General features: G+C 67.8%; 16 protein-coding genes. 10 read left to right on the forward strand and 6 right to left on the reverse strand.

The annotated features are described in order from the left end of the window. The first annotated feature begins 61 nt into the window (after positions 1-61). Together HW837_RS22250 and HW837_RS22255 are read left to right on the forward strand one after the other, a co-directional pair. The gene (locus tag HW837_RS22250) at positions 62-1204 is read left to right on the forward strand and encodes a type III PLP-dependent enzyme (protein WP_237270315.1); all 1143 of its coding nucleotides are present in this window, start codon (positions 62-64) and stop codon (positions 1202-1204) included. A 118-nt stretch (positions 1205-1322) separates the two neighbouring features. Next, positions 1323-2522, forward strand: a complete 1200-nt coding sequence (locus HW837_RS22255; RefSeq protein ID WP_045555695.1) for a 4-hydroxybenzoate 3-monooxygenase — start codon at positions 1323-1325, stop codon at positions 2520-2522. Positions 2523-2594: 72 nt separating this feature from the next. On the opposite strand, the gene HW837_RS22260 is transcribed toward HW837_RS22255, so the two are convergent. Next, entirely contained in the window at positions 2595-2957 is a 363-nt protein-coding gene (locus HW837_RS22260; protein WP_045555694.1) for a DUF6479 family protein, read from the reverse strand. 166 nt (positions 2958-3123) lie between these two features. Between HW837_RS22260 and HW837_RS22265 the strand changes: the two genes are divergently transcribed. Both HW837_RS22265 and HW837_RS22270 read left to right on the forward strand, forming a co-directional pair. Continuing rightward, positions 3124-3501: a four-helix bundle copper-binding protein gene (locus tag HW837_RS22265; protein WP_045555871.1), complete on the forward strand. Its 378-nt coding sequence runs from the start codon at positions 3124-3126 to the stop codon at positions 3499-3501. A 116-nt stretch (positions 3502-3617) separates the two neighbouring features. After that, complete coding sequence (locus HW837_RS22270; protein ID WP_045555693.1) at positions 3618-4796, forward strand: acyl-CoA dehydrogenase family protein; 1179 nt, start codon at positions 3618-3620, stop codon at positions 4794-4796. Positions 4797-4862: 66 nt separating this feature from the next. Here the strand turns inward: HW837_RS22270 and HW837_RS22275 are convergent, their stop codons facing one another. The 3 genes from HW837_RS22275 to HW837_RS22285 form a co-directional block, all read right to left on the reverse strand. Next, the gene (locus tag HW837_RS22275) at positions 4863-5369 is read right to left on the reverse strand and encodes a hypothetical protein (RefSeq protein ID WP_237270295.1); all 507 of its coding nucleotides are present in this window, start codon (positions 5367-5369) and stop codon (positions 4863-4865) included. Further along, the gene (locus tag HW837_RS22280; protein WP_193380266.1) at positions 5303-5731 is read right to left on the reverse strand and encodes a hypothetical protein; all 429 of its coding nucleotides are present in this window, start codon (positions 5729-5731) and stop codon (positions 5303-5305) included. Before HW837_RS22280 ends, HW837_RS22275 begins: the two co-directional genes overlap by 67 nt. 110 nt (positions 5732-5841) lie before the next feature. Then, positions 5842-6873: a type 2 periplasmic-binding domain-containing protein gene (locus tag HW837_RS22285; protein ID WP_193380121.1), complete on the reverse strand. Its 1032-nt coding sequence runs from the start codon at positions 6871-6873 to the stop codon at positions 5842-5844. A 369-nt stretch (positions 6874-7242) separates the two neighbouring features. Here HW837_RS22285 and HW837_RS22290 point away from each other — a divergent pair, with 369 nt between their 5' ends. The 6 genes from HW837_RS22290 to HW837_RS22310 all read left to right on the forward strand — a co-directional run bounded on the left by HW837_RS22290 (position 7243) and on the right by HW837_RS22310 (position 13699). Continuing rightward, positions 7243-7614, forward strand: coding sequence for a helix-turn-helix domain-containing protein (locus HW837_RS22290; protein ID WP_240512534.1), 372 nt, complete (start codon positions 7243-7245; stop codon positions 7612-7614). A gap of 11 nt (positions 7615-7625) precedes the next feature. Next, a complete protein-coding gene (locus HW837_RS22295; protein WP_193380122.1) occupies positions 7626-8180 on the forward strand; it encodes an ImmA/IrrE family metallo-endopeptidase in 555 nt (184 codons plus the stop codon). A 1557-nt stretch (positions 8181-9737) separates the two neighbouring features. Further along, positions 9738-10001: a helix-turn-helix transcriptional regulator gene (locus tag HW837_RS22300; protein WP_193380123.1), complete on the forward strand. Its 264-nt coding sequence runs from the start codon at positions 9738-9740 to the stop codon at positions 9999-10001. A gap of 158 nt (positions 10002-10159) precedes the next feature. Next, on the forward strand, positions 10160-10933 hold the full coding sequence (locus HW837_RS48790) for a DUF6083 domain-containing protein (RefSeq protein WP_237270297.1): 774 nt from the start codon (positions 10160-10162) through the stop codon (positions 10931-10933). A gap of 621 nt (positions 10934-11554) precedes the next feature. Then, positions 11555-13099: a UvrD-helicase domain-containing protein gene (locus HW837_RS22305; RefSeq protein ID WP_193380124.1), complete on the forward strand. Its 1545-nt coding sequence runs from the start codon at positions 11555-11557 to the stop codon at positions 13097-13099. Positions 13100-13165: 66 nt separating this feature from the next. Then, positions 13166-13699: a hypothetical protein gene (locus tag HW837_RS22310; RefSeq protein WP_193380125.1), complete on the forward strand. Its 534-nt coding sequence runs from the start codon at positions 13166-13168 to the stop codon at positions 13697-13699. 553 nt (positions 13700-14252) lie between these two features. On the opposite strand, the gene HW837_RS22315 is transcribed toward HW837_RS22310, so the two are convergent. Both HW837_RS22315 and HW837_RS22320 read right to left on the reverse strand, forming a co-directional pair. Next, complete coding sequence (locus HW837_RS22315; protein ID WP_193380126.1) at positions 14253-14696, reverse strand: FmdB family zinc ribbon protein; 444 nt, start codon at positions 14694-14696, stop codon at positions 14253-14255. Between the two features lie 53 nt (positions 14697-14749). Continuing rightward, the gene (locus tag HW837_RS22320; RefSeq protein ID WP_193380127.1) at positions 14750-15562 is read right to left on the reverse strand and encodes an N-acyl homoserine lactonase family protein; all 813 of its coding nucleotides are present in this window, start codon (positions 15560-15562) and stop codon (positions 14750-14752) included. Between the last annotated feature and the right edge of the window lie 42 nt (positions 15563-15604).

The raw sequence follows: 15604 nt of genomic DNA on the forward strand, positions 1-15604 counted from the left end.
CCCCACACGCACCGCAACGACGCGCACAGAAAAGCCGATCACGGCCACCGTCAACCATCAGCTGGGATCGAACTGTCAAGCATCAACCGGGATCGGACAGCGCGAGATGCTCCCCGAGCGGGTAGAGCTGTACTACGCGGCCAAGGCCAACCCGGAGCCGGAGATCCTCGCCGCGCTCGGCCCGTACGTCGACGGCTACGAGGTCTCCTCCGGCGGCGAACTCGCCCACGTCGCCGAGGCGGTGCCGGGCCGCCCGCTGGCCTTCGGCGGGCCCGGCAAGACCCCCGACGAGATCCGGGCCGCCCTGGAGCGGGGAGTCCGACGCTTCCACGTCGAGAGCGAGCACGACCTGCGCGTGCTCGCCGAGCTGGCCCGCCGGGCGGCGCCTGCCGAGCGGGTCGGGGTGCTGCTCCGCTTCAACCTCGCGGTGGCGGACGGCTCGCTCGCGGGCAGCTCCCTCGCGATGGGCGGCCGCCCCACCCCCTTCGGCCTCGATCCCGCACGGGCCCCGGACGTGCTCCGCCCTCTCACGGACGGCACCCACCCGCACCTCGAACTGCTCGGCGTCCACGCCCACTTGGCCAGCGGACTGGACGCACCCGAACAACTCTCCGTGGCCCGGTCGATCGTGGAATGGGCCACGGGCCTGGGCGTACCGATCTCCGAGGTGAACGTGGGCGGCGGCATGGCCGTCGACTACACGCGCCCCGAGAGCCGCTTCGACTGGCAGACGTACGGCGCGGGCCTGGCCCAACTCGCCGACGCCCACCCGGAACTGACGCTGCGTGTCGAACCCGGCCGCGCGCTCACCGCGTACTGCGGCTGGTACGCCACCGAGGTGCTGGACGTGAAGCGCAGCCACGGCGGGGAGTTCGCCGTGGTCCGCGGCGGCACCCACCATCTGCGCACCCCGGCGACCAAGGGGCACGACCAGCCGTGCTCGGTGCTGGCGGTGGAGGAGTGGCCGTACCCCTGGCCGCGCCCGGAGGCCGAGGGGGAGTACGTCAGCCTCGCCGGCCAGCTGTGCACACCGAAGGACCTGCTCGCCCGGGACGCCCACGCCCCCGGGCTGCGCGCGGGGGACCGGGTGGCCTTCGCCCTCGCGGGCGCGTACGCCTGGAACATCTCGCACCACGACTTCCTGATGCATCCGCGCCCCGGCTTCCACTTCCTGGACCGGCCGATGGGGGAGGGTGACCGTTGACAGGTGGACGGGTCGGGCGCAGACTCGACCCCAGAAAGTGAACTGAATTTCACTAGACGAACAAGGTCGGCGCCCGGGGGACGGGACGCGGCTCGTCCTCAACGACGAGGAGTACTCAATGCACACCACCGTCGGCATCATCGGCGGCGGCCCCGCGGGGCTGTTGCTGGCCCGCCTGCTGCACAACGCGGGAATCGACAGTGTGGTCCTGGAACGCAAGGACCGCACCTATGTCGAGCAGCGTCAGCGTGCCGGAATCCTGGAGCAGGCCACCGTCGACGTGCTGCGCTCCGCCGGGGCGGGCGCACGGCTGGACGCCGAGGGTATTCCCCACGACGGCATCGAGCTGCGCTTCGACGGCCGGGCCCACCGCGTCGACTTCCCCGAGCTGACCGGCGGCCGCCGCGTCTGGGTCTACGCCCAGACCGAGGTGGTCAAGGACCTCATCGCCCTCCAGCTCACCGACGGCGGACCGTTGCTGTTCGAGGCGGAGGTGCACGCGGTGGAGGGCGCCGACACCGACCGGCCCGTGATCCGGTACACCCACGAGGGCCGCGTGCAGACGCTGACCTGCGACTACGTGGTCGGCTGCGACGGTTTCCACGGCGTGGCCCGGGACGCGGTCCCCGAGGGGGTGCGGACCTCGTACGAGCGGACGTACCCCTACTCCTGGCTGGGCATCCTCGCCGACGCCCCGCCCGTCTACGAGGAGCTGATCTACGCCCACTCCGAACGCGGCTTCGCCCTGGCGAGCATGCGGTCCCCGTCCGTGAGCCGCCTCTACCTCCAGGTCCCGAACGGCACCGACCCGGCCGACTGGTCCGACGAACAGATCTGGGACGAGCTGGACGCCCGGTTCGCGCTGACCGCCAACCCGGGCTGGCGGCTCAAGCGGGGGCCCGTCACGTCCAAGGCGGTCCTGCCGATGCGCAGCCACGTCACCGAGCCGATGCGTCACGGCCGGCTCTTCCTGGCCGGGGACGCCGCCCACATCGTGCCGCCCACCGGCGCCAAGGGCCTCAACCTGGCCGCCACCGACGTCATCGTGCTGGCCCGCGCCTTCGCCCGGCTCAAGGAGACCGGCTCGACCGACCTGCTCGACGCGTACTCCGACACCTGTCTGCGCCGGGTCTGGCGGGCCGAGCACTTCTCGTACTTCATGACCACGACCCTCCACGCCGACCCTGGGCAGTCGCCGTTCGAGACCCGGCTCCAGCTCTCGCAGCTCGACCGCGTCGCCACCTCGCGCCACGCGGCTGCCGAACTCGCCGAGAACTACACGGGCCTCCCGCTCGACGCGGGGCACCGGCCGTTGTAGCCCCGCGGCCGGGCGCAGCTGCGGGCGCTCCCCCTGCGCGCGGCAGGGGGAGCGCCCGAAAGGCTGCCGGTGTCAGTGGGCGCCGAGGCCGCCGCTGCCGAACCCACCGCTGCTGTTCTTGCCCCAGCGCGGTCGCTTCTTGTCCGGGCTCGGCCGGGTCCCCTGGTTGCCGTGCACCTCGTACGGTGTCAGTCGGCGGTCGCTCTGGGGGATCTCGTCCGGTTCGCGGAGCAGCCGCTCCTCATGGACAGGGCCCCCCTCCGGGATCCGGGGCTGCTCGTCGGGGCGCGGGCGGCGCGGCTCGCGGGCGCGTACGCGGGCGCCCAGCCAGAGTGCGCCGATCAGCATGGCCACCACCACGACGCCTGCCAGGAACGGGGCGATACCGCCCAGGACGCTGCGTTCTGCGGCTATATCAGTCCATTCCATGTTCATAAGGGATGAATACCCCCAATATGTCGAGTGAACCGGCCCCGTTCCGCAGGGGCGGCCCGGGAGCGGACGGGTGCCCCACCCGGCATCGGGGGAAACGGAATCCCGCGAACCGGGCGCGGGGCGGGCGCCGGTGTTTGGCGGGGGCGGCTCCGGCTACCCGCCCGTGGTGACCTCGACGACGACATCCCACCAGGAACTCATCCGGTTCCTCGAGGACCGCTTCGCCTGTGCGCAGGCCTGTACCGAATGTGCGCGTGCCTGCGCGCTGCGGGCGAGCCTCGCCGATCCCGGCGGCCCCGAGGGTCAGGAGAAGATGCGACGCAAGGGCATCATGTGCGCGGAGGTGTGCGACGCCACGTGCAGGGTGCTCTCCGAACAGACCAGCCTCGACGAGGGCGCCATCCGGCTCCAGGTGGAGTGGTGCCGGACCGTCGCCCTGGAGTGCGCCCGCGTCTTCGACGACACCCCCGGCGCCGAGGACGGCGCCAAGACCTGCCGCGAGTGCGCCCAGGCCTGCACGGACTTCCTCGCCGTCCTCCGCTGAGCCGCCGCGCCGCTCCCCGTGCCGTGAAAAGGGGGTCGCCCTCGCCTGTTCCCAATTACTGGAACACGTTCTAGCGTGTGCGCCGTCAGGTAGGCCCTGGGGAGCCTGGAGGCGCCGTGCACCTCGAATACACGCCCGAGCAGCAGCGGCTGCGCACCGAACTGCGCGCCTACTTCGCCGAGTTGGTCCCGGACGGCGCCTACACCCGCCATGCCGACCCGGCCGCCCAGAAGCGGTTCTACCGGGAGACCATCCGCCGCCTCGGCGGTGACGGCTGGCTCGGCGTGGGCTGGCCCGAGGAGTACGGCGGACGCGGTCTGACCGCCATCGAACAGTTCGTCTTCTTCGACGAGGCCGCCCAGGCCGGCGTCCCCCTGCCGCTGATGGCGCTCAACACCGTCGGGCCGACGATCATGCAGTACGGCACCGAGGAGCAGAAGTCGTACTTCCTGCCGCGCGTCCTCTCCGGCGAGATCGACTTCGCCATCGGCTACAGCGAGCCGGACGCCGGCACGGACCTGGCCTCCCTGAAGACCCGCGCGGTCCGGGACGGCGACGAGTACGTCGTCAACGGCCAGAAGATCTGGACGACCAACGGCGACACGGCCGACTGGGTGTGGCTGGCGACCCGCACCGACCCCGACGCGCCGCCCCACAAGGGCATCACCATGCTCCTCGTCCCGACCACGGAACCCGGCTACTCCTGCACCCTCATCAACACCCTCGCCTCCCACGACACCACCGCCAGCTACTACGAGGACATCCGCGTCCCCGTCTCCCGCCGCGTCGGCGAGGAGAACAAGGGCTGGCGGCTGATCACCAACCAGCTCAACCACGAACGCGTCACCCTCGCCGCCCACGGCACGATGGCCATCCGCTCCCTGCACAACGTGCAGCGCTGGGCCATGGAGACCAAACTCGTCGACGGCCGCCGCGTCGTCGACCTGCCCTGGGTCCGCCGCCGCCTCGCCCAGACCCACACCAAGCTCGACGCCCTTCGACTCCTCAACTGGCGCATGGTCAGCGCCCTCCAGGACGGCACCCTCACCCCCCAGGACGCCTCCGCCGTCAAGGTCTACGGCTCCGAGGCCCGCCGGGACGCGTACGCCTGGCTCATGGAGATCGTCGCCGCCGCGGGCGCACTCAAGGAGGGCTCGGCCGGCGCGGTCCTCCACGGCGAACTCGAACGCGGCTACCGCTCGGCCGTCATCTTCACCTTCGGCGGCGGCAACAACGAGATCCAGCGCGAGATCATCTCGTGGATCGGCCTGGGAATGCCCCGAGTACGGCGCTGAGCGTGTGTGACGAGGATTTTTAGTTGGCACAAAAGAGGGATAGTTGGCACCAAGATCACGACATTCTCAAAGGTGACGGCGCATCACTTCAATGCACTCGGCTCGAGCGGCATTTGATCGGTCCCGCGGATACGGCACCCCGAGGTTCATGCCGCTGTCCGTGGTGATCGGCGGCTGATCCCAGGCGAGGCTCATCTGTGCCCCGGCCTCCGCCCTGGCCGTGGCCACAAGCGTCGCGTAGGGGCCCGCGACCGCCGATGCCTCGATCTGGAGCCATGCCTGGTGGAATGCCAGCCGGGCCAGAAGGCCGCTGACCTCGTCGGTGAGCTGTTGTCGTACGGTGGAGGAGGATTTGGGGCGTCGTCGTATGCGGTACGGCATTTCCAGGTACTCCTCGACCGCTGTCAGGGCTTCCGCGAAGGTCCTGGCCCGACGTTCTTTGCGTACGGCCCGTTGGTTGAGGGCGTACGTCACGAAGGCGCCGAAGAGGGCGATGAAGGGGACGATCAATGCGGCGGTCTGGGCCCAGGTCCAGCCGCCGTCCGTCGCTTGTGCCGCCGCGATGACCGCCACGCACCACCCTCCGGCATGCCGTGAGGCGCATCCTCTACGAGCCACTGGCCGCCCTGCTCACCGCCGGTGAGCCGCCAGTAGTTTTCGAGGAACAAGTGTGTGCGGACTATCTCGATGAGGTCCAGTAGCCCTTTCGAACTCGTCCAGCGTCGCTCTTCCGGGTCGAGCGGGTACCAGAGGCAGAGGGCGTCGTCGAACCTGTATCGGTGCTTTGACGGGACTCCGGGCTTGGCGTGCACGCGGGGGAAGTCCTCGGGCCGCTGGCCGTAGAGGGGGTAGGGCGGGTTCGAGTGGAAGCGGATCCGGACGTCGATGGGGTCGGGTTCGCCTATGACGTCGAGGCCGGCGAGTTCGTACGTCAACGACCCTTGGTCGTAGGTGTGTTGGAGCGCGTCGCCGAAGTGTTGCCGGGCGTCCCGTTCGAGCGGGGCCCACCATGACGGCTGGACCCCGTACCAAAGGGGCATGGCGGTCAGTCTCCCCAGGCCCGGGGCCGGGTTGACGTGCCCAGCCGGGTGGCGAGCCCCAGTCCTGAGGCAGCCGTACCGCCCGCGAGGACGGTCCGGGCGAGGCGCGCGGCCTCCTCCGGGGTGCCGTCCGCGTCCGGCACGAGCTCCGGGAGTACCTGGTGCAGCGCGTGTTGCGCGCTGAGCGGGCGCCCGGCCTTCTCATGGTCGATCGCGAGGTCGATGTACTTTTTGGCGGTGTGCAGCCGCTTGTGCACATCCCGGCGCGGCATGTTGAGCGGGATCGGGCCGGCCACCCCAGCCGGGTCGGGCGTCTGACCCTTGTCGATCTCGTCCGCCGCATAAGTGAAGAAGATCTGCAGCGCGTTGATCAGCGGCATGGGCTCCTCGAGGCACCCCAGGCAGAGGGCCTTGATGTTCCAGGAGCACATCGGCTTGCTGTGCGTGCAGTTCCAGTGCTTCAAAAGCCGGACCGTTCGAGCGAAGACCACCCTGGTGTCCTCAATCGCCTGGAGCACCATCCGGGTGTGGGTGATCGGGTCGGCGCGGTCCCACTGGTCCGTGATCTTCGTGTTCGGGATGTACAGCCCACGACCCGAGGGGTGCGGGAGCGCGGTCATCACGTCCGCGGTGAAGTCGATCTGCCCCGGCGTGACCGGGTCGCCGAAGCGTACGAGCACGGCGCGGCGCCGGCCTTCTACCTCGATGGTGAGATTGTCGAACTCGTCATCGAGGTCCTCATGGATCACCTCGCGGACCATCTCCATGAGGTCCAGGGCGCTCTTCTTACCGGGGCCGTACGGCTCGGCGTCCTTCTTGGTGAGGACGACGCCGAGGTCGACGTCGGTCAGGGGGGTGTTGGCGTCGCCGTGCGCGACGCTCCCGTTGTAGTAGGTGGTGGAGCCGGGGAAGGCCCGGCGCGCGGACGCGGCCAGGAGCAGGCGGCGGCGCTTGGCCTCAGCGAGTTCCTCGTCGGTCACCTGGATCTTGCGGCGTCCTTCGTCGAGGAGCTGCGCAAGGGTCTCTTTTCGAACCATTGATACCTCCTTGCGCTGGAGGGAGACGAGACTTCGGCCTCCCACCAGCGCGAGACGTTCCTACTTCTCGCGGCGGACACCCTTGAACGGAGTGCCGTCCGTTTTCCCGTCCATGAAGCGGCCGTTCTCACCTCGCTTTGTCCACGTGGCGGTCCGGGGATTGAGGATCTGACTCCGCCGGGAGACGCTGCCGCGACGGAAACCCTTGCCAGTGTTCGTAGCCATGTGCCCATCACCCTTCGTCATCGACGCTCAGTCGATTGCAAGATCGACATCAATACCGATCTTGCAATCAGGAGGTTAGAGGAGATGCTTCGACTTTCGCAAGTGGTACCTGATGTGTAACCATGCGCGAGAGAGGAGGAGATCGTGAACGAGCGGATTGCAGCAGGACGGTTTGACGCGGTCGCGTTTCACACAGCCCTGGATCGCACGCGTCAGGAGCGCGGCCTTCTCTGGAAGGACGTGGCCCAGCAGGCGGGTGTCAGTGCTTCGACGCTGACGAGGTTGGCTCAGGGGCGGCGGCCCGACGTGGATGGGCTCGCGGCCCTCGTCACATGGGCCAATCTGAGCGCAGATGATTTTGTTCGCCGGACCGACGAACCGCGCAGTCAAGACACGTTGACCAAAGTGGCTACGCATCTGCGGGGCGATCGCAACCTCACTCCTGAGGCCGCAGAAGCCCTCGAAGCTCTGATCACCGTCGCCTACAACCAGTTGGTGACCGATCAGCCGGAGTAGGGGAGCTCCCTATGTCGTTGCGTCATGGCTTCAAGGCTGAAGCCAACCGCTTGGCGGTGCAGATGCGGAGGGAGTTGGGGCTCCACCCCGCCGCACCACTTGCGCCTGCGCAACTCGCTGAACACTTGGCGATCCCGATCAAGACCTTCAGCTCGGCAATCGCGCATGACGCTCGCATCGAGCGACTCCTCACGACCGAGCGGGAATCCCTGAGCGCCCTCACTGTGCACGCAGGGCCACGCCGCGAGATCTGGGTGAACGACTCCCATGATCCGGGACGTCAAAACAGCTCAGCCGATCATGAGATCGCCCATGCTCTCCTGATGCATCCACCCGGTCCGGCGCTTGACCTTCTCGGTTGTCGGCACTGGGACGGTGAGATCGAAGGGGAAGCGGATTGGCTGGCGGGAAATCTCCTCATCACAAACGAAGCGGCCTGGTCCATCGCCAGGAAGGGGATGAGTCCTGAGACCGCGATGCTCGCATACGGAGTCAGCAGGAGCATGCTGACCTGGCGCATGAATATGAGCGGTGCGAACGCCCGTCGAGGCCGATCGGCTAGTTGAAACCTCTCCTCCCGTGTGTAGACGCTGATCGTCCGTTCGGGCTTATCTGTGGCGAGGTGATGTCCTGAGAGATTAGGGACAGCGCCCGCGGTGTAGGGCGCCTGGTGCGGGACGTCAGAGGCGCTGATCATGACGCCGGTGTGGAGGTCTGTGCGCCCTTTCTTGCGGCCGCCTGCCGTCGGTGCGATGGTGCGCGTCGCTGGGGCGGTCGATGTGGTTGGTCAGCCTGGGCTGGGGAGAGTCGAGGGCGCCGATCTCCGCGAGTCGGCGACCGGTGTGCTGGGAGGTAACGGGTTGACTCCCAGGCCGGTCGCCTCAGCTCTCGGGATCCGCGACAGCGTCAGATCGGCTGGCTGCCCGCTGCTTCTCATTGCCCTTGGCCGATAGCTCCCAGTGCAGATCTCCTGAAGCGGGGGCCATGCTCCAGGAGGTCAGGAAGGTTGCCAATCGGTCGAGCACGGGGACCAGAGCATCAGGAACGAGTCCACACTCACGCGCGATCCGGTCCATGTCGGCGCACCCGCGACCCGTCGAGAAGTCGGTGTGCGCCGCAAGGCAGAGGACGGTCAGCCGCAGAGACGGGTCGCCGACGTCTCCACAGCCACCTCGCCCCATACGCAGCGCCCAGTCGGCAGCGCTCCTGCGGTCTGGACGTGCGGGGCTCTGAGTAAACAACACGCCGTCGAGGATGTGGGCGCCTGCCATCCTGTCGGCAGAACCCGGGGCAGCTGGCCTTCTGCGGAGCCATCGGGCCTGCTCCAGTTCACGCCACGGGAGCGGATTGGGGCCAAGGCGAAGACTGCGTAGGACCCCAGTCGGCAGCCGGACCTCCCCCTTGGAGTCCATGCGCAGTGCACACTGCACGGCCAGCAGTCGGGTTGCGGCCCCCGTGTGGCTCGGGAGGGCCGCGGCCAAGTAGCTGAGCATCTCCCGCACGCGAATCTGGTCGCCCGGCCCTCTGGATCGTCGTTGCCGACGCCGCGAGGCTCTGCCTGACGCTGCCACGGCCACGTGCAGGAATGTTTCCGGAACCACGGCGGCCTGCGCCGTCACCGACGCGCAGGCCGTACAGGCGTCAGCAAGACGCCAGAGCCGTCCTCCCCGCTCGCGGGCGAGGAGCAGACGGACGGGGCCGGCACAGCCGCGGTGACGGGGATGCCAACGGCACCCTCGCTCGTGGCACTCGCAGGTGCGCATGTATGACGGCAGGGCGTCGTTCCGGGCATGTCCGGCCAGATGCTCGAGCGCTGCGGAGCGCGCGGATACGTCGGCGAGCAGCACGCCCCGGTGGTCGCACTGCTGACACACAAGCTGCGGTCCGCCAGAACCTGGCCGCAGCTCAACAGTCCAGGCACGCCGCGCTGCCGAGCGTGTTGTGCAAAGCCTCATAGGGCGCGCGCTCCTCCCAATCCTGCTTCCGCGCTCGTTGTCTGCTCAAGAGAGCGGCGGCCGCACACGGTAGTGCAGACCTCTGCCCTCGCGCCCGCGCTGCGACCTGGAGAAATAGGGCAGAGGTCTGCACTGACAGGGCAGGGGTCTGCCCCGTCGGATGGTCGGGTGACGATCTTTCCGCCCGATCCGGACTTCGAGGCGCTCCGCCTGGAGCTTGCGCGCCTGCGGGCGGCCCGAGGATGGAGCTATGACGAGCTCGCCGCCCGTAGTGGGCTCGCCAGACGGACTCTTATCGAGATTGAGCAAGGCCGCACGATCGGGACTCTGAAATCCTGGCACGCCCTCGCGCACGCCCTGAGCACCCCTGTCGACGGCCTCTTCGCCACCCTGTGCAACGGACACGAGCCTCCCGAGCAACCCGACGACTGACCGCTTTCAGGTCGAAGTTCACCAACGCTCGAACGGGTGACTCCACGTGAACGCACGATCGCATCCTCGAAAACCAGTCTCACCAGATGCGGCACTTCGGGGGACACGCACGGTACTGGCGACGGCTGGGCGGCGTGTCGACTGACAGATTCGCTCGCATGCACTCCACACCCCCTTCTCCGCAGCGCTGGGATGGCAGCCGCGTCCATGTCCGTGCGAGGCGTTCCCTACGCGTCAGCAACGACAGCGCCAGTCGTCTCTTGCGATGCGGTCAGAGTGACCGCTGCCGGGACTGCGGCAACCGCATCGAGTGGTATCACCGCACCAACGCGCGGCCCATCCGCCTGCACCCTCACGAGCTGCCGGCCGAGAGGGTGCCCGCCACCTGCCAATGGCACGTCAGCTGCGGCGTCGCTCATCCGTCGGGCGACGGCAGCGGGTGGTGCCGCCTGCCCCACGCCAGGCTGTGCCCTGCCCGTCACGATCTTCCGGCTGTACCCGAATTGGCAGGACTGCGCCGCGCTCTGGCAGTCAACACCCGCCGCCTGATCGACAGCGGTGCATTCGTTCCTCCACCCACCCACCCGGCCGAACACTGCAGCCCCGCCGATGGCTACCTGTCGGCCGACCCGCCCCGTCGTCCAACTCCTTGTACATCCGCTATCTCGCCAACCGCCCGGTGGACGAGATCCAGTGCGTCGCCCAGACCCGTCGCCGCCGCCGCTGCACAAGTCCTCTGCTCACAGCCGAGACTCAGGCAGGCGTCTGGACCCTCGTGCCCGTCCCCACAAGGCACGGTCAGCTTTCTCTGGCTGGAACAGTCATGGCCGTCTACGCGCTCACTGGCCTGCCTTATGCCGAGCAGTTGCGTTGGAGGGCTCAACGCTGCCCCGAACACGCCGCAATTCCCACAGCTGCAGACGTGGTGGTGACCGAGTGGGAGTCCTTCGATCCCCTCATCCACCACGAACACATCCACGCCCGGCTCCCGACGCCAAGCGCCTGGTAGTCGGAACAGGAAGGCGACACGACCGTGACAGCGCACCACGCGATTGAGATCACCCTGACCCGGCCTGCCACCGACTGTGAACTGCGTCGTGCTCGTCGTGTCGTGGCTCTGGCCAGAAACAACGACTGCACCCGACTGCTGACTCTGCAACGCGCAAAGACTCCAGGGCGTGCGCTGCGAACGCTTCGGCGTCGACTCGATGCCGTATTGCCCATTGATGTCCTGACTACCCATTACCCAGACAGAGAGGGCTGTGTCCTGCTGAACCTCGCTCTCAGTCACCACGCCCGCGCCACCCTCGGCCGGGCTGCGGAAGCCTGCGGCCAACGGCCCCGGGACTTCTTGAGGCAGAGCGTGACCGACGCTGTTGCCCAGCACAAAGAAGATCGCGTCCGCCGGCTGGTGACTCAGTTCGAGGGGATGTTGGCCCTGCACTCCCCGGAAGAACTCCTGGCCTGTGCAGCGAGCACCTTCCTCAGTCATGACAACCGTCTGCCCAGCGGCCGCAGTCAGTCCTGCTCCACCCCTTCTTGAGGAGCCCTTTGTGCCCATCCCGACCGACGAGCAGGTCCAAGCCTCCGACACCTTCCGAGCAGGGCACCACCTTGTTCTGCAGGCGGGGGCGGGTACCGGCAAGACCACCACCCTCGCGATGCTCGCCGCCAGCACAAAACGACGCGGTCGCTACCTCGCTTTCAACAAGGACATCGCTCGCGTCGCCGCTGATCGTTTCCCCCGAACGGTGATGTGCAAGACCGCCCACGCAACGGCGTACGCAGCACTCGGCCACCGCTATGCCGGCCGACTCAACGGCCCTCGCCAGCCTGCCTGGAAGACCGGCCAAGCGCTCGGTATCACCCGGCCCATCCGCATCGGCGATCACGAGATCAGCCACAAGACGCTCTCCCACACGGTGCTACGCGCCGTGAAACGCTTCTGCTACTCCGCAGACCGTGCTCTGGCCCAACAGCATGTGCCGCACCTTCGCCGCCTGACAACGCGGGCCGAGCACGCCCAACTCGTTGACGAAGTACTACCGTTTGCAGCCAAGGCATGGGCCGACCTGCACATGTTCGACCAGGGCGAGGTCCGCTTCGAACACGACCACTACCTGAAGATGTGGGCCCTGACCCAACCCAAGATCGAAGCGGACTTCCTCTTCCTCGATGAAGCCCAGGACACCAACCCTGTTCTAGAACACGTTTTCAACGCCCAGCGAGACCACGCCCAACTTGTCATGGTCGGCGACTCGGCCCAAGCCATCTACGGATGGCGCGGCGCCCGCGATGTGATGACCGACTTCGACGCCGCCGCTCTCACTCTGACTCGCTCCTTCCGCTTCGGCCCTCTCCTCGCCGAACAAGCCAACCGCTGGCTCGAACTCGCGCAGGCACCCATCCGCCTGACCGGAAGCGAGACCATTCCCACCGAGGTCGGAGACGTGGCCAACCCGGATGCAGTGCTGTGCCGCACCAACATCGGCGCCATGGCCGAAGTCATGCGCCTCCTCTCCGAGGGGAGCCGCGTCGCGCTGGCACGCGGAGGGCACACGCTCGCCTCGCTGGCGCTCGCCGCTCGCGACCTCAAGGAAGGACGCCGCACCAGCCACCCCGAACTCGTCCTCTTCGCCTCCTGGGGCGAAGTACAGGACTATGCAACCTACGATCCGGCAGGAGGCGATCTCCAGCCCTTTGTAGACCTCGTTGATACGCACGGTCCCGACGCCATCCTGGCCGCAGTCGACGAACTCACCGACGAGGACCATGCCGACGTGACCGTGTCTACAGCTCATAAGGCCAAGGGACGTGAATGGGCAACCGTCCGGATCGGCGACGACTTTCCACCTCCCAAGGACACCGACCAACAAGACGCCGAGGGCCGTCCCATCCCGGAACCCGTCAACGACACTGACGCCCGCCTCGCATACGTCGCCGTCACGCGTGCACGCTGCCGACTCGACCTAGGCGGATTGTCCTGGATCGACACACATCCTGCGGCTTCAAGTGCTACGGCAATTGCGGAACTCAACCCAGCGCACCGCTCCCAGCAACCACCCCGCACGCCGAGTACCACGAGTTGTAGGGCTTGATCGATTTCGCAGCTTCGGGGACCAAGGCCGCGCCGACCCGGCACGCGGCTGGTGGAAGACTCGCACTTGGTTGGCAGCCTCCACATCGATGCGTGTCAGACGTGCCTTGAAAGGCTCATGGACATCGCGGCCGACCCCCGCGAGATTGCTCTGGCACGGCAGGACGCCATCACCGGTGCCCGCAACCTGGTCGTCGACCTCCCGGTCGAAGTACAACGGCGCACGTTCCTACTGGCCATGGAGTATGCACTAGGAAGGCGGGATGGAAGCCACCTCGACGGACGAGTGACCAGTAGTCCCCACCCGCTCAGCTCGTTCAAGTTCTCCGGCGGTTCGGCGTCGCTCCGCGGAAAGGGGCTACGGCTGGCTGAGGTGTCCGCCACTGACCCCGAGGACCACGTCTGGGTACGCGACCAGGCAATCAGTCTGCTCTCCGAACAGGACACCGAGATCCTTCATGATGCAGCCATGACGCTGTCTCAACTCCCGCACGACGTTAAGTCGCGGATTGGTCTCGCCATCCTTGTCGCATACAGTTACGTCGGTGTTTGCCAGGCGGGCGCGGTCCTCTGCATGCGTCATCCCTCTCAGCACCGGTAGACGATCCTGCAGTTGGCGCGTGGCGGAGACTTTCGTGTGCGCCGCGTCTTGGCGGAAGCGGCAGCTCTAGCGGCCCAGAAAGCAGCCGAACTATCCGCAGATGTCCTACAAATCCTCGCCCGCGACGTCCGGCACAGCGTTCGCGCAGCCTCCATCGGTGCCCGGTACTGGAAGCGAGGAGTGCCTCGCTGGTTCCTTCCTACACCCGACAACACGGAGCACGAGGCCGCCGAGCGCCTTCCGCGGGGGGTGTTCCGCACGCTGTACCAGTCCAGTCTCTTCTCCCTCCCGTGCCCGGCCTGATATGCGGGCGGCGGGCCAACCGTATAGGTGTATGTGCAGGTCATCGAAGAGGTCGCGCCGCGCTGGGCAAGCGCTGCCGTGGGCATGAGCGTCCGCGTGTCCCGTCTCCCGCTGGCCGCCTAGATCACAGCTCGACGACGTCGTGACCGCAACGATGACGGAGGCCTGCACAGCGCTGGCCGCCACACCACGGCCCGTGACGGCGCGGATGTCCGGGCCTTGCTGGACCAGGCGCCGAGGGGCGCGGAGATCACTCTCCCGGGTTCTGCCCCGCCGGAAGCTGGCGTGGGTGCGGATGGGGGTGCGGGTGCGCGTGGCGGCGCGGATTGATCGTGCCCGACGCCAGCTCGTCCGCCGTCAACGGGGCGGCGTGGTAAGGGCCTTCGTGAGCAACGACGGGTGAGCGTTTCTTGGCCAGTTCCGGGTGGCGTTCCTCCAGCGCCGCGCGTGCGTCGAGGGTGCGGCGCCAGTGCGCGATGTACTCGGTGTTGCCCTGGTGGGTCCCGTCCCAGGACTTGGGCGCGGCGTCGGCGGTTGCGGGCAGCCGCGCCTGGCCGAGCAGGGCAGCGCCTGCGGAGGGCAGGCGCCTGGTCGGCCGGCCGCAGGCGGCGCATGGGGGCGGGGGCGCGTCGGGGCCGCTGACCATCGCCTCGAAGCGGGTGCCGCACGCGCAGGCGTAGTCGTAGATTCGCATGGTGACCGTCCTTGGGCCGGGGGCAGGCGATGCCCGCCCCCGGCGGTGTGTCATCAGGAGTAGAAGGCGGGGGTGACCTTGAGCTGGGTGATCTGCTCCTCGTCGTGCCCGAACACCACAGTGGCGTTGGTCCGCTCGGCGATGCTGCGGATCTTCTCCACCGAGGCGAACCACTTTCGGCTGTCGTACACGACTCCGGCACCGACCGACGGGGGGCCGTAGTTCTCGGAGCGGTAGACGGCGTCCGACGTGAAGATCATGGTGCCGCTGTCGGGGAGGTCGACCTGCAGGGACATGGTGCCCCAGGTGTGGCCGGGGGTCTGCAGCAGGGTGACCCCGGGCAGGATCTCGGTGTCGCCCTCGACCGTCTCGAAGTTCAGTCCCGCATAGTCGTTCTTCACGTGGGCGCCGAGGTTGTACCCCTCGAAGCCGAAGGCGCCTTCGTACTCGTCCTTGCTGCAGATGACCCTCGTGCGTGGAGCGTCGTTCCACAGGTCGGCCTGGCCGGCGTGGTCGAAGTGCAGGTGGGACAGGACGAGATGATCGATGTCGTGGGGCTCGTAGCCGAGTTGCTCCAGCCGCGAGTCCAGCCACTGGTCCTCGGTGACCTCATCGACGGGGAAGTACTCCTGCAGGCCTGTCGGGGCCCAGCGGGTCTCCCAGTCGCGGGGCACACCGGCGTCCCAGAGCAGCTTGCCCTCGGGGTGGTCGATGAACACGCAGTGCGTGGGCACGCCGACCCACTGCGCGGGTCTGTTCTTCTCCGCGCGCGACGCCATCACCCTGGAAGGGTCCAGGAGCAGCCAGGTGAGGTCGGCGTGCATGGTGCCGGTCGGCAGGATCTGCAGCTTGATGTTGTCCGGCATGGTTCACGTCCTCAAAGTCCGTGGCGGGGACGGGGGTGGAGT

The sequence above is a fragment of the Streptomyces caniscabiei genome (assembly GCF_014930365.1).
In the GTDB taxonomy this organism is placed as follows: Bacteria; Actinomycetota; Actinomycetes; order Streptomycetales; family Streptomycetaceae; genus Streptomyces; species Streptomyces caniscabiei.